The 12,903-nt window shown below is 71.7% G+C and carries 16 protein-coding genes and 1 pseudogene; 9 read left to right on the top strand and 8 right to left on the bottom strand.

Annotated elements, in window-relative coordinates; genetic code table 11:
- Nucleotides 1-4 precede the first annotated feature (4 nt).
- Nucleotides 5-838, top strand: coding sequence for a phage shock envelope stress response protein PspM (pspM, locus tag BLT28_RS19650; protein WP_030430805.1), 834 nt, complete (start codon nucleotides 5-7; stop codon nucleotides 836-838).
- 201 nt (nucleotides 839-1,039) lie between these two features.
- Nucleotides 1,040-2,317, top strand: coding sequence for a uracil-xanthine permease family protein (locus tag BLT28_RS19645; protein ID WP_030430806.1), 1,278 nt, complete (start codon nucleotides 1,040-1,042; stop codon nucleotides 2,315-2,317).
- 268 nt (nucleotides 2,318-2,585) lie between these two features.
- Here BLT28_RS19645 and BLT28_RS19635 read toward each other — a convergent pair whose 3' ends face one another.
- The 4 genes from BLT28_RS19635 to BLT28_RS19620 all read right to left on the bottom strand — a co-directional run bounded on the left by BLT28_RS19635 (nucleotide 2,586) and on the right by BLT28_RS19620 (nucleotide 5,225).
- Entirely contained in the window at nucleotides 2,586-2,900 is a 315-nt protein-coding gene (locus BLT28_RS19635) for a DUF6247 family protein (protein ID WP_030430807.1), read from the bottom strand.
- 68 nt (nucleotides 2,901-2,968) lie between these two features.
- The gene (locus tag BLT28_RS19630; RefSeq protein WP_030430808.1) at nucleotides 2,969-3,757 is read right to left on the bottom strand and encodes a DNA-formamidopyrimidine glycosylase family protein; all 789 of its coding nucleotides are present in this window, start codon (nucleotides 3,755-3,757) and stop codon (nucleotides 2,969-2,971) included.
- Complete coding sequence (locus BLT28_RS19625; RefSeq protein WP_052407570.1) at nucleotides 3,757-4,386, bottom strand: LysE family translocator; 630 nt, start codon at nucleotides 4,384-4,386, stop codon at nucleotides 3,757-3,759. The genes BLT28_RS19630 and BLT28_RS19625 overlap by 1 nt, the downstream gene beginning before the upstream one ends.
- Nucleotides 4,383-5,225, bottom strand: coding sequence for a ParA family protein (locus BLT28_RS19620; RefSeq protein ID WP_030430810.1), 843 nt, complete (start codon nucleotides 5,223-5,225; stop codon nucleotides 4,383-4,385). Before BLT28_RS19620 ends, BLT28_RS19625 begins: the two co-directional genes overlap by 4 nt.
- Nucleotides 5,226-5,282: 57 nt before the next feature.
- Here BLT28_RS19620 and BLT28_RS19615 point away from each other — a divergent pair, with 57 nt between their 5' ends.
- Nucleotides 5,283-6,017 carry a class I SAM-dependent methyltransferase gene (locus BLT28_RS19615; RefSeq protein WP_030430811.1) on the top strand — a complete coding sequence of 245 codons (735 nt, stop codon included), beginning with the start codon at nucleotides 5,283-5,285 and terminating at the stop codon, nucleotides 6,015-6,017.
- 3 nt (nucleotides 6,018-6,020) lie between these two features.
- Here BLT28_RS19615 and BLT28_RS19610 read toward each other — a convergent pair whose 3' ends face one another.
- Nucleotides 6,021-7,175: a PucR family transcriptional regulator gene (locus tag BLT28_RS19610; protein WP_052407571.1), complete on the bottom strand. Its 1,155-nt coding sequence runs from the start codon at nucleotides 7,173-7,175 to the stop codon at nucleotides 6,021-6,023.
- Nucleotides 7,176-7,231: 56 nt separating this feature from the next.
- Here BLT28_RS19610 and BLT28_RS19605 point away from each other — a divergent pair, with 56 nt between their 5' ends.
- The 5 genes from BLT28_RS19605 (at nucleotide 7,232) to BLT28_RS19585 (ending at nucleotide 11,680) form a co-directional block, all read left to right on the top strand.
- Nucleotides 7,232-7,450, top strand: coding sequence for a hypothetical protein (locus BLT28_RS19605; RefSeq protein WP_030430813.1), 219 nt, complete (start codon nucleotides 7,232-7,234; stop codon nucleotides 7,448-7,450).
- Nucleotides 7,451-7,595: 145 nt separating this feature from the next.
- A complete protein-coding gene (locus BLT28_RS19600) occupies nucleotides 7,596-8,765 on the top strand; it encodes a lactate 2-monooxygenase (protein ID WP_030430814.1) in 1,170 nt (389 codons plus the stop codon).
- Nucleotides 8,762-9,730 (top strand): NAD(P)-dependent oxidoreductase, encoded by a 969-nt coding sequence (locus BLT28_RS19595; RefSeq protein WP_043812427.1) that lies wholly within the window; start codon nucleotides 8,762-8,764, stop codon nucleotides 9,728-9,730. Before BLT28_RS19600 ends, BLT28_RS19595 begins: the two co-directional genes overlap by 4 nt.
- 238 nt (nucleotides 9,731-9,968) lie before the next feature.
- A complete protein-coding gene (locus BLT28_RS19590) occupies nucleotides 9,969-10,373 on the top strand; it encodes a glycine cleavage system protein H (protein WP_197683877.1) in 405 nt (134 codons plus the stop codon).
- A gap of 47 nt (nucleotides 10,374-10,420) precedes the next feature.
- Nucleotides 10,421-11,680, top strand: a complete 1,260-nt coding sequence (locus BLT28_RS19585) for a DNA polymerase IV (protein WP_030430817.1) — start codon at nucleotides 10,421-10,423, stop codon at nucleotides 11,678-11,680.
- A gap of 148 nt (nucleotides 11,681-11,828) precedes the next feature.
- Here BLT28_RS19585 and BLT28_RS40975 read toward each other — a convergent pair whose 3' ends face one another.
- From BLT28_RS40975 to BLT28_RS42570, 3 genes and pseudogenes are all read right to left on the bottom strand, one after another.
- Entirely contained in the window at nucleotides 11,829-11,981 is a 153-nt protein-coding gene (locus BLT28_RS40975) for a peptidoglycan-binding domain-containing protein (protein WP_231950345.1), read from the bottom strand.
- 166 nt (nucleotides 11,982-12,147) lie between these two features.
- A pseudogene (locus BLT28_RS42895) lies at nucleotides 12,148-12,201 on the bottom strand (hypothetical protein); the annotation flags it as partial.
- Nucleotides 12,202-12,459: 258 nt separating this feature from the next.
- Complete coding sequence (locus BLT28_RS42570) at nucleotides 12,460-12,582, bottom strand: hypothetical protein (RefSeq protein ID WP_269459598.1); 123 nt, start codon at nucleotides 12,580-12,582, stop codon at nucleotides 12,460-12,462.
- A 149-nt stretch (nucleotides 12,583-12,731) separates the two neighbouring features.
- Between BLT28_RS42570 and BLT28_RS42565 the strand changes: the two genes are divergently transcribed.
- Nucleotides 12,732-12,860, top strand: coding sequence for a hypothetical protein (locus BLT28_RS42565; RefSeq protein ID WP_269459597.1), 129 nt, complete (start codon nucleotides 12,732-12,734; stop codon nucleotides 12,858-12,860).
- The last annotated feature ends 43 nt before the right edge of the window (nucleotides 12,861-12,903 follow it).

Here is a 12,903-nt window from a genome sequence, read left to right as displayed (position 1 = left end):
CGCGGTGGCGTCGGGACGGGACGAGCTCACCAAGTTGGGCGAGCTCGTGGTGAAGCAGCTGCGCAACAGCGGCGAGCTGACCAAGCACCTGCGCGGTGCCGCCGACGCGGTCGACGGCGTCCAGCGCAAGCTCTCGGCCTGGCGCGACCCGCGCGCCAAGATGATCCGCCAGCGCAAGCGGTCCGTGCGCCGGATCTGGTTCCGCACCACGCTCGCCGCAGCCGCGGGCGTGGTGGCGTTCTTCGTCGGCAACGACCCCGGCATCGAGCTGTCCGAAGCGGCGCTGGGCACGGTCTCCGTGCTCAGCGCCGCCGCGGCCACCTCCGCCGGGGTGCGTTCCTACAAGCTGCACAAGACCCCGCTCCCGGAGCCCGCGGCCCCGCCGCCCCCGCTCCCCCCTTCCTCCTCGGCCGCCCGCGGTCCGATGCGCGAGCTGGCCGAGGCCGAGGCCCTGCTGGCCGATCTGCTCACCCAGCTCGCCACGCCGCGCAACGGGGTGCCCCCGGTGCCGCTGGAGTCCGTCGGCGAGTCCAGGGCCATCGCGGCCGAGGCCGCCGCGGCGATCCGCGAGGTGGCCGCCCAGCTGCGCGCGGTGGAGCAGGCCAGGGACGTCGCCCCCGCCGAGGAACGCCCCGGGCTCGACGCCGCGGTCGCCCGCCTGCTGCACGAGCTGGTCGAGGGCGTCGAGGGCTACCGCGGCCTGGTCGCCGCCGCGGGCAAGGCTGTTGCCGCGAGTACCACGATGCGACCGATGCACGCGTTGGACGACGCGACGGACCGGTTGGCCGGACTCGCCGCCGCACTTCGTGAACTCGCTTCGGGCAACGGCCGCTTCTGAGCCTCTGACCTGCATGAGCGCACCTCTTTTGGCGAATCCCGCCCCTATCTCGTTTTGATTACATACGGTGCTACCGTTGCGCTTCTCAGCGGAGTGTCGGTATTACTCGGCCATGATCACCCGGCCCCGGCAAGGGGGTCGCCGGTGTTCTTCCGGCGTTGAACCACCGCTCCTGCTCAATCCCGCGTTGGAGGGGTCTTTGTGGCGTTGTGGACGGTGCACGGCGACGGCCGCCACCTCGCGGAGGGAGACAGCGTCGCTCCCAACGAGCGACTGACCTGGCCGCGCACCATCAGCTTCGGGTTGCAGCACGCGGTGACCATGTTCGGCGGCACCCTGCTGGTCCCCTTGCTCACCGGCCTGTCGCCGACCACAGCGCTGCTGTTCTCCGGTCTGGGCACGCTGCTGTTCCTGGTGATCACCCGCAACCGGGTGCCCTGCTACCTGGGCTCCTCGCAGACCTACGTGGCGCCGCTGATGGCCAGCGAGGCCGCGCCGATCGGCGGTCGCACCGGCGGGCTGCTGATCTCCGGGGTGCTGATCACCATGGTCGGTGTCGCGGTGAAGGCCCTCGGCGCCCGCCTGGTGGAGTCGATCATGCCGCCGGTGGTGACCGGCGCCGTGGTCATCCTCATCGGCTTCCACCTGGCCCCGGACGCGGTGAACTCGTTCAACACCCAGCCCGGCCTCGCCGCGCTCACCCTGCTCGCCGTGCTGCTGGCCACCGCGCTGCTGCGCGGCTTCCTGTCCCGGATCGCCGTGCTGATCGGCGTGGTGATCGGCTGGGTGCTGGCCGCGCTGTCCGGCAACCTGGACCCGGCGCGGATGGCGGCCGTGCACACCGCGGACTGGGTCGGGATGCCGCCGTTCGTGGCGCCGGAGTTCCAGCCGGAGATCGTGCTCAGCATGCTGCCCGCGGTGATCGTGCTGGTCGCCGAGAACCTGGGCCACGTCAAGGCGGTGGCGGCGATGACCGGCCGCAACCTCGACGGCAGCGCCGGGGACGTGCTCATCGGCAACGGCCTGGCCACCGCGCTGGCCGGCTCCGGCGGCGGGTGCGGCACCACGACCTACGCGGAGAACATCGGCGTGATGGCCGCCAACCGGGTCTTCTCCACCGCCGCGTACATGATCGCCGCGGTGGCCGCGCTGCTGCTGGCCTTCTCGCCGAAGTTCGGCGCGCTGGTGAGCACCATCCCGACCGGGGTGCTCGGCGGGGCCTCGATGGTCCTGTTCGGCCTCATCGGCCTGGTGGGCGTGCGGATCTGGATGGAGAACAAGATCGACCTGACCGACCCGGTGAACCTGATGGTCGGCGGCGTGGCCCTGGTCGCGGGCATCGGCAACCTGACCCTGACCATCTTCGGCGCCACCATCGGCGGCATCGCCTGGGGCTCCTTGTTGATCATCGTGCTGCACCCCGTGATGCGCGGCCTCAGCAACCTCCGCAAGACCGCCCCCGCCCCACCCCGCGACTAGTCCCCAGCCGGGGGTCAGGCCCGCCAGAACACGCGCAGCACGTCGACGCGCGCCGGTACCCCAGCACGAGGTAGACGGCCATGCCTTCGCCGTGCGGGCCGAAGAGGAACTGCCGCGACGGGCTGTCGGGATTCGACCGGTTGTAGGGCGTGCCGTTCCAGGGAGTGAGCTCCAGGACCCCGAGTACCTGGGCGTAGTGGGCGAGCGCTTCGTTGGGCAGTTCCGCGATCTGCTCCATCGCCTCGCCGCCGGTTTCGACGCGGTACACCTACAGGCCCAGTCGCTCCCGGATCAGGGCCTTCACCTGATCGGCCGACGCGCTGCCCGGCTGGGTCGCACCGGTCCGCAGGGTTCGGTCGGCTCGCTGGAGCATCCGGCGATGCGCCGCCGGGTCCGCCTGGGTCATGCGGGCGATGCGGTGCCAGTGCTCCAGCATCCCGTGCAGTTCATCCAGGCTGAGCGCTTCCGCGGCGGTCTTGAGCGCGCGGCGGTAGTCGGCGTCGAAAGCGTCCACCTCTTCGGGCAACAGCGCAGCCCGGATCGCGCGCGGACTCATGTCCGGCGGATCGGGCGGGAAGTGCATCGCGGGGTTGCCACACCCGCACGACAGCGGTGACGCGACCGATCCGGCAGGAGGTGCGGCTCGGCGGTTCAGCCGGGCTGGCAGGTGGGGCAGGAGTAGGTGCTGCGTTGTTCGACGCCGGTGCCCTGCGCGGCCCGGCGGATGGCGGTGCCGCAGCGGCGGCAGGGACGACCCCCGCGTTCGTAGACCCAGTGCTGTCGCCCGCGGGCCAGTTCTCCGGTCGTGGATTGTTCGGGGCGCAACGCGTTGCGCAGCAACAGTTTCCGTGCAAGCAGCACCACGCGCGAAGCGTCCACTGTGGACACGGGAGCCCAGGGGGACGCGCCGAGCATGAAGCAGACCTCGGACTTGTAGAGGTTGCCGACGCCGGCCATCACGCGCTGGTCGAGCAACGCGAGGCCGAGCTCGCGGGACGGGTCGGCGGTCAGCCTGCGCACGGCCTCGGCCTCGTGCGCGGGACTCCACGCGGGATCGAGCAGGTCGGGGCCGAGGTGCCCGACGAGCCGGGATTCCTCAGCGGTGGCGAGGAGTTCCATGTCGTGCAGGCGAAAACCGACGGCGACCCGGCGCTCCGTCGAGAGGATGGCCCGCACCTGGTGGCCGGGACCGCGCCACCGCTCACCGGGCGCGTAGAGGTGCCACGAGCCGTCCATGCGGAAGTGCGTGTGCAGGCTCCGCGCATCGTCGAACCTGAAGAACAGGTGCTTGCCGACGGGGTGCACGTCGAGCACCACCCGTCCAGCGAGGTCCACAGTGGACAGCCGGGGATGGCGCAGTTCACCGCGCTGCAGTCGTTGCCCGGCAAGCGCTTCGTTGAGTCGCTTGCCCGCGAGGAAGACTGTGTCCCCTTCAGGCATCAGTGGTTCTCGAAGGCCAGCTTCACGCCGAGGCCGAGCAGTACGGCCGCGGTGGTCCGGTCCAGCCACCGCCGGACGCGCTCGCGGGCGAGGAGCCGCTTGGCCCGAGTCGCCAGCCACACGACGCCGAAAAGCCACAGCAGACCGGAGCCCGCGTGCACGGCGATCATCAGCGCGGCCCAGCCCGTGGTGCCACCGGTCGTCGGCAGGAACTGCGGCAGCAGGCTCAGGTAGAAGACGCCGACCTTCGGGTTGAGCAGATTGGTCAGCAGTCCCGCGCGCAGCGAACCCCACGCGCTGGTCGGCGGCGCCGCGTCGGCGACAGCCACGGCGGCGGCCGGGCGGCGGGACTTCCACAGCGCCGAAGCGCCGAGCCACACCAGGTAGCCCGCGCCCGCGTAGCGCAGCACGTCGTAGGCGAACTGGGACGCGGTGAGCAGGGCGGTGATGCCGAGCACGCTCGCTGTTCCCCACACCACGCTGCCCAGCGAGACGCCGACGGACGCGGCCATGCCGCCGCGCCGGCCGCCGGTCACGACGTGCCGCAGCACCAGCATCGTGTCCAGCCCCGGTGTGATCACCACGAGCAACGCGGTCGCCAGGTAGGTGAGGAACGTCGTTCCCGTCACGCCTCTGCCTCCAGTTCCTCCAGCTCCTCCAGGTCCTGCTCCTTGCGGCGGCCCCGGGCGGAGCGCAGCACGCGGGCCAGCAGCAGGTTGAAGGCCAGAGCAACCTCGCGCGCTCCTGGGGTACCCCACTGGTGGATGGGTGTGCACGCACCCTGCGCCTGCTGCACCGCGAGGCGGTCCGGCAGCGACACCGGCATCACCAGCGGCCCGAAGATGTCGCGCAGCTCGTTGATGCGGAACTGGTGCTCGTGCGAGCGCGGGCGGACCCGGTTGACCACCACGCCCAGGGGCTGGAGCCCGGGGTTGCTGGTCTCCCGCTCGTTCTGCACCGCCTCGAAGGCGCGCTGCACCCCGGAGACCGCGAAGATCGTCGGCTCGGTGACCAGCAGCGCCCGGTCGGCCGCGACCAGGGCGGATCGGGTGAGCCTGCCCAGCGACGGCGGGCAGTCCAGCAGCACCACCTGGTAGGGCAGCTCGTCCTCGGCCAGCAGGCCGTTGACCTTGCCCAGCGCGTCGGAGAGCCGGTGCAGCTGCTTCACGCCGGGGTCGTGGTCGTTGTGGGCCTCTCCGTCCTCGGTGCCGACGAGGACGTCGATCTCCTCACCCCATCCGCTCGGCGCGATGGCGGCGCGCAGTGTCGAGCGGGTCGGGTTCTCCAGGACGTCGTAGAGGCTGGCCTCGGTCTCCTCCGGCTCAAGCGCCGATGTGGCGTTGCACTGGGGGTCGAGGTCGACCACCAGGGTGCGGACACCGCGTCGCAAGGCCGCCGAAGCCAGGCCCAGCACCACGGTCGTCTTGCCAACACCACCCTTGAGGCTCAGCACTGCCACCGTATGCACGCGTGAAGCCTACGGCCTGACACAACCGTGCGGCGTGCTCGATTAGGCTTTCCGGTCATGCGACCTGACGCAGTGCACCGCGTGCTGGACGCCGAGCTCCAGGCCGCGCGGCAGCGCAGGGGCACGGCTCCGGAGGTCCTGGACGTCGGCGGGGGCAGCGGCGTGTGGGCCGTTCCGCTCGCCGAGCAGGGCTGCCGGGTGACCGTGGTCGAGCCGAGCCCGAACGCGCTGGCCACGCTGCACCGCAGGGCCAACGACGCCGGTGTGGCCGACCTGGTGATCGGTGTCCAAGGCGACACGGAGACGCTGGCCACCCTCGGCGAGCTGGCCCCCGCGGGCGGCGCCGACGTGGTGCTCGCGCACGGGGTGCTGGAGGTCGTCGACGACGTCCGGCTCGCCGTGGCCGCGATGACCGCGGCGCTGCGCCCGGGCGGTGTCGTGTCCGTTCTGGTGGCCAACCGCTACGCCGCGGTCCTGGGCCGGGCCCTCGCCGGACGGCTCGCGGACGCGAGGCAGCTGCTCGACGACCCGGACGGCCGGGTCGGCTCGGCCGATCCGCTGCTGCGGCGCTTCGACCTCGACGGCCTCGCGGAACTGCTCGTCGGGTGCGGCTTGGACGTCGAGGCGTTGCAGGGGCACGGAGTGCTGAGCGACCTGGTGCCCGGGGCGGTCCTGGAGGCGACGCCGGGTGCGACCGAGGCGCTGGCGGAGCTGGAACTCGCAGCCGCCGCGCGGTCACCGCTGCGCGACCTCGCCACCCGCTTGCACGCGCTGGCCCGCCGCCCCGCCTGAGCGTCAGCGCAGCCGGAGCGCCTGCAGGGCGACGAACAGCTCGGCGCAGTGCCTCGGGTCGGCGAACGAACGGTCGGTCAGCTGCTCGACGCGCTGCATGCGGTAGCGGACGGTGTTGCGGTGGCAGAACAGCGCCTTCGCTGTCCCGGTCGTCGAGCCGCCGTGCTCGTACCACCGCCAGGCCGTGTCGAGCAGCAGCGCGCGGTCCTGCTCCGGTAGCTCCAGCAGCGGTCCCAGCACGCGTTCGGCCAGGTCGTGCGCGATGTCGGCGGCCCCGGCGACCAGGGCCGCGACCGGCCGGGTGCCGTGGTGGCGGACCTCCTCGGTCCCGGCTTCGATGCTCGCCCAGGTCAGCCTGGCCAGCCGGACCGCTGCGACCGTTTCGTCGATTCGTTCATAGGTGGGGCTCACCCCGACGCGCCCGCCGCTGAGCGCCTCGTCGAGGCCTTTCGGGTCGAGCTTCGGCAGTGACAGCACGCCCACCCGGTCGTCGTCGGTGTGCCGCCACACGGAGTGCACCCCCAGCGCCTGGAGACGGCGTTCGCAGCGGTCGAGTTCGCCCTCGGGCTCGGCCACCACGACCCGGAAGCGCCCGACGCGCGGCAGCGCCAAGCCCTCAGCCGCGTCGGCCAGCCGCCCGGGGTCCGTCGTCCCGGTCAGCACCACCTGCAGCAGCGCGGCCCGTTCCTGGTCCGATCGCCGTGCCCGCTCCGCCACGGTGCGGCGGTAGGACTCCTGGAACGCCTCGGAGTACCGGTCCAGGCCGAGCCACAGTTCGTCGGCGTGGTCCAGCAGCGCCGCGCGCGCCTGCTCGCCGATGCGGTCCGCCTCCTCGCGCAGCTTCGACCAGATGTACTGGGTGCCGATGCGGTAGCCGTGCAGCACCGCGGGCAGCGGGATGCCCTGCAGCGCGCGCTCGCGCCCGTTCTCCGCCGGCACGCGCAGGTCGAGCGGCCGCGCCGAGCCGAGCTGCCCGAGGATTTCGGTCAGGTGCACAACGCAGGTCCGCAGGAGTCCGGCGCGGGAGAGGGTCGTCGCTCCGGAGATCTCCGACTCCGCCGCCCACACGAGATCGCACAGCTCCTCGGACAGCTCCGGCACCTTGGGCAGCAACGACGTGCTGATCCTCGCCATCAGCCGCAGGCCGGGGTCGTTCATGCCGCGACCTTAGCCACCCCGGTGACGTCCTTCGCTCGTCCGGAGGAAAACTCCTGATGGCACGGCGGATCGGGGCTAGCTTCGCCGCCGAGGAGGCGATGACGATGAAGGCAGTGCTGTGCGCTCTCGTCCTGGTGACCGCCGGGGTCGGCCCGGCATCGGCGGACCTGGCGTGCGCCCGGTCCGCCGAACGGGCCGGGGTCTGCGACCAGGTGTGCGGCAAGGTCTGCAAGGTGCCGGGCATCTGCGACGCGCTCTGCGCGGTGATGTGTTGATCACCGAGATCCGCTTGCGGGATCGAGCATCATCGTTGTGCATGAGCACAAAATCGGCACCGCCAACGTGAGGCCCCGGAACGTGGACACCTCCGCCTCCGCCCGCGAAGACTGAACGGGACAGTCCAGGGAACGGAGGACCGCGGTGCCTGCTCAGTTCGGGACCTACCAGTCCGAGATCTACCTCCAGGGCCTCGCGGGCGTCGTGCCCCCGTTCACCACGGACGCGACCGCCCTGGAGGCCGCCGCGCGCGAGCTGCTGGAGCCCGGCCCGTTCGGCTACGTGGCGGGAGGGGCGGGCTCCGGCGCGACCGTGCGGGCCAACCGCGAGGCCTTCGACCGCTGGCGGATCGTGCCGCGGATGCTCGCCGACGCCACTGATCGCGATCTGCGCACGACGGTCCTCGGCACCGAACTCGCCGCGCCGGTGCTGCTCGCGCCGATCGGCGTGCAGTCGATCGTGCACCCGGAGGGCGAACTCGCCACGGCCTCGGCGGCGGCGGATCTGGGCGTGCCGATGGTGCTCTCGACCGCGTCGTCGTACTCCATCGAGGAGGTCGCCGAGGCGAGCGGGGACGGCGAGCGCTGGTACCAGCTCTACTGGCCCAACGACGACGACGTCACGGTCAGCATCCTGGAGCGGGCCGAGCGCGGCGGCTACACCGCCCTCGTCGTCACGCTCGACACGTGGACGCTGGCGTGGCGGCCGCAGGACCTCGACCAGTCGTACCTGCCGTTCATCCGGGGCGTCGGCACCGCGATCCCCTTCTCCGACCCGGCTTTCCGGGCGCTGCTCGCCCAGAGCCCCGAGGAGGACCGCAACTCCGCCGTGCTGCGCTGGGTGCAGATGTTCACCGGCGTCGACAAGAGCTGGGACCGGTTGGCGTTCCTGCGCGAGCACTGGGACGGGCCGATCGCGTTGAAGGGCATCCTGCACCCGGACGACGCGCGGCTGGCCGTGGACGCGGGGATGGACGGGATCGTGGTGTCCAACCACGGCGGGCGCCAGGTCGACGGCGCCGTGGCCGCGCTGGACGCACTGCCCGCGATCGCCGAAGCGGTCGGGGATCGCGTCGACGTGCTCTTCGACTCCGGAGTGCGCACCGGCGCCGACGTGATCAAGGCGATCTCGTTGGGCGCCAAGGCCGTTCTGCTCGGCCGCCCCTGGGTCTACGGCCTCGCTCACGGCGGCAAGGAGGGCGTGCGGCACGTGCTGCGCGGCGTGCTCGCCGACCTCGACCTCACCCTCGGACTGTCCGGAAACCGCTCGCTCGCCGACCTCGGTCGGCACACGCTCATGGAGATCACCAAGTGAAGGTGTTGGTAGTGCTGCCCCCGCACGTGGGCGGCGTCAAGCTGGGCGGGATGTTCGCAGCCGCGCTCGGCCCGGACTTCGAGGTCACCCCCGTCGAGGACGCGGGCGCCGACCCGGTGGCGCTGCGCGAGGCCGAGGTGATCGTCACCGCCCTCGCCCCGATCGGCGCCGAGCACATCGCCGCCGCGGAGAACCTCCGGCTGGTCCAGTGCGCCAGCCACGGGTTCGACTACGTGGACACCGCGGCGGCGGCCGCCAGGGGCGTGCGGGTGTGCAACATCGGCTCGACCTCGGCGGAGGCGCAGGACGTCGCGGAGCAGACGATGACGCTGATGCTCGCGCTGGCCAAGCAGCTCATCCCCGGTCACGAGGCGTTGCGCGAGGGCGAGTGGGCCCTGCCGCGCCTGCAGTTCAGCATCACCGAGCTGTTCGGCAAGACGCTGGGCATCGTGGGCTTCGGCGCGATCGGCAGGCAGCTGGCGAAGCGGGCGCGCGCCTTCGACATGCGGATCATCGTCGCCACCAGGACCCCGGTTCCGGTGGAGGTGATGAACGACTACGGCGTCGCGGCGCGGATGGAGCTGGACGAGCTGCTGGCGGAGGCGGACTACGTGTCGCTGCAGCTGCCGCTGACCGAGGCCACCAGGAACCTCGTCGACGAGCGCAGGCTCAAGCTGATGAAGCCGACCGCGATCCTGGTGAACACCGCTCGCGGCGCGCTCGTCGACCAGGACACGCTGGCGCGGGCGCTGACCGACGGGCGGCTGGGCGGGGCGGGACTGGACGTCTTCGACCCGGAGCCGCCGCCCGCCGACCTGCCGCTGCTGCGCGCGCCGAACGTGGCGCTGTCGCCGCACGCGGGGGGTGTCACCCGCGAGTCGATGCTGCGCATCGCCCAGGCCGCGCTGGAGAACGTGCGCCGCTTCGCCGCCGGGGCCGAGCTTTCGGACGTGGTCGAGACGTGATCGCGCCTCACGCTCCGGCTTGTGTGACCGTGCACACTTACCGGCCGCGGCTGGCTCGCCTGCGGGGCTTAAGCTCCGCTTAGTGGGGAATCACAGAACTTTTTATGCAACGGGCTTTCTTTCGTGTTCAGATATTGCCGTTATCCATGAGGCCTCATAGATTCTGCTCGCACTTTCCCTAGCCGCCATGTGTGCCACGGCGTCCCCTGGAGAAAACGTGACGCAGAATCATGTTCCAATGGAGCTGGACTACACCTACGACCACGGCTGGATCGCCTACGAGAGCTGGCCGGTGACGGTCGGCATCACCCCGGTCGCCACGGCCTTCCTCGGCTGTGTCGAGCGGGTGCAGCTCCCGCGTCCTGGCAGCTACGTCACCGCGGGCCTGTCCTGCGGCGAGTTCGAGTCCCGTCAGCTCTCCCGGCCGCTCTACGCCCCGGTCAGCGGCGAGGTCGTCGAGGTCAACACCGACGTCCTGCTCAACCCGTGGCTGGTCGGCCGCGACCCGTACCAGGCGGGCTGGTTGTTCAAGGTCAGGCTGACCGAGTGGCCGGAGCACGCGCTCTCCCCGGCGGAGTACAGCCAGCTCACCGAGGCCGAGCCGGAGTACGACCGCGGGCCGGTTGTCGGACTCCCGCAGTAGTCTCCCTCCCGCCTGGTCACACCAGGTGGGACTGGAGGCGCGGGGACATGGGACGCAGCGGCGACCTGCCACGGGGGTTGCTGGAGCGCTTCCGCGCCCGCGACGGGCGGTGGCCCGATGACACGGGCTGCACCGTCCTGCACGTGGACATGGACGCCTTCTACGCCTCCGTCGAGATCCGCAAGCGCCCCGAGCTGCGGGAACGCCCCGTCGTGGTCGGCGGGACCGGCGGCAGGGGCGTCGTCTCCTCCGCCAACTACATCGCCCGTGGCCACGGCGTCCGTTCGGCCATGCCCACCGCGCAGGCGCGCAAGCTCTGCCCGCACGCGGTGTTCCTCCCGCCCGACTTCCCGGCTTACCAGGAGGTCTCGGCGGGGATGATGCGGATCTTCCGCGAGCTCACCCCGCTCGTGGAGCCGCTGAGCCTGGACGAGGCGTTCCTCGACGTCGGGGGTGCGCTGCGGAGACTGCGCCGCACCCCCGCCCAGCTCGGCGCCGGGATCCGCGAGCGGGTGCAGGCCGAACACGGCGTGACCTGCTCCGTCGGCGTCGGGGCCACCAAGTTCGTCGCCAAGCTCGCCTCGGGCCTGTGCAAACCCGACGGCATGATGGTCGTCCCGGCCGCCGAGATCCTCGACTTCCTCAGCCCGCTGCCGGTCTCCGCCCTGTGGGGGGTGGGCGCCCGCACCGCGGAGAAGCTCACCCAGCAGGGCCTGACCAGGGTGGCCGACGTGGCCCGCACCCCGCTGCCCCGCCTGCGCAGGATGCTCGGCAACGCCGTGGCTGAGCACCTGTTCGCGCTGGCCAACGGCATCGACGGGCGGCGCGTGGTCGCCGAGGTCGCGGAGAAGTCGGTCGGGGCGGAGGAGACCTTCGACGTCGACCAGACCGACCGCGAGGTGCTGCGCCGCGAGCTGCTGCGGCTGAGCGAGCGCACCGCGGCCTCGCTGCGGGCGAAGGACCTGCGGGCCAGGACGGTCTCGATCAAGGTCCGGTTCGCCGACTTCACCACCATCACCAGGTCGAAGACCCTCCAGGTGCCGACCAACCTGACCCAGGAGGTCTACCGCACCGCCGCCCGGTTGCTGGCCGAGCAGGTCCCGCCGGGCGCGGTGCGGCTGATCGGCGTGCGCGCGGAACAGCTCGGCGAGGGCGACGCGATGGGGGAGCAGCTGGCGCTGGACGCCCCGGAGCGCGGCTGGCGCGAGGCGGACGAGGCAGCCGACCTGGCGCGCACGAGGTTCGGCACGGCCGCCATTCGGCCCGCCTCGTTGCTGAACTCCCGCACCGAGCGTCCGGGGCGCTAGCTCCCACACTTTTCCCACACACCGCCTCTACTATTCGTGGCAGTGGGCGCGAGATATACAAACGTCCAATAAATAATCCGTCGATTCGCACCGTCTGCGGGAATGAAAGCGCTCTCGCGGCTTCCTGGAGGCGCGAAATCGGAAAACATCAGCGACCGCTCCGCGGGGCCTGCCACGTCCGGCTGCCGACGACGCCGTCCGCGCCGAGGCCGCGCGCCGACTGGTACTTCTTGACGGCTGCGGTGGTGTCCGGGCCGAACTGGCCGTCGATGTCCAGCTTCGCCGCGACCGCGGCGTTCACCGCGCGCTGCGCCCGCCTCACCGCCTCGCCGGAGGAGCCGTCCTGGACCTGCGGCGTGCTGCCCGCCGACAGCAGCGCGGTCCACGTCCTGGAGTCGACCGTCCCGGTCCGCGGGCAGCCCCTTGGCGGTCTGGAACTTCTTCACCACCGCCGCGTCCGCCTCGTCCAGGACGCCCGTCGGATCGCCCTCGCCGGTGCTGAAACCGTTGGCGCGCAACACACATCGAGCCGCCTTGACCGCCTCGCCGGTGGCCGCGGCCGCCAGGTCCGGGTACGCGGCGAGTCGATCTTCGTGCCGGTGCACCCCTTGCGCCCCCCGGCCAGATCCGCCGCCGGGGCCGTGCCGCGCGAGACCGCGCTGCCGTGGTTCTCGATCGGCGTGGCCTTCACACCCGGGAAGAGGATGTAGTCGACGACCGCGCCGCTGACGCCGCCGGTCTTCGGGTTGGGGTTGATGCCCAGCAGTTCCGCGAGCCGGTTAGAGCCCCTCGCCGATCGCGCTGGTCGGTCCCACGTCTCCGACGGCCGCGTAGGCGACGTTCTCCTTGTACACCACGGCCGCCACGGTGCCGCCGGTGATGTTCGCGCCCTCGTGGTTCACGTGGCGCTGACGCCGGGGACGACGATGAAGGGCAGCTCGTCGGCGATGAGGTACTTGCCGTCGGACTGCTTCCACGCGCTCTGCGCCTGGAACCAGGGGCGGTGGTCTTGTTGCACTTCGCGGTCTGCCGGCCGTCGCAGACGATGTCCATGTCGGCCTTCCAGTGCACCGCCTTGCCGGTGGCGCAGACCGGGACGGTCCTGGTGCCGCCCGCGTCGTGGCCGAACTTTCCGTTGGAGAGCTGCTTGGTGCACGTGGCCACGGCCGCCCTGAGCTGAGCCGCGGTGGGATCGGTCGCGACGGCGGGCTGGGCTGCCGCGC

This window comes from Allokutzneria albata, from assembly GCF_900103775.1.
Taxonomy (GTDB): Bacteria; Actinomycetota; Actinomycetes; order Mycobacteriales; family Pseudonocardiaceae; genus Allokutzneria; species Allokutzneria albata.
Note: the sequence above shows the minus strand (reverse complement) of the source record. Positions and strands in the feature narration are given on the sequence as shown.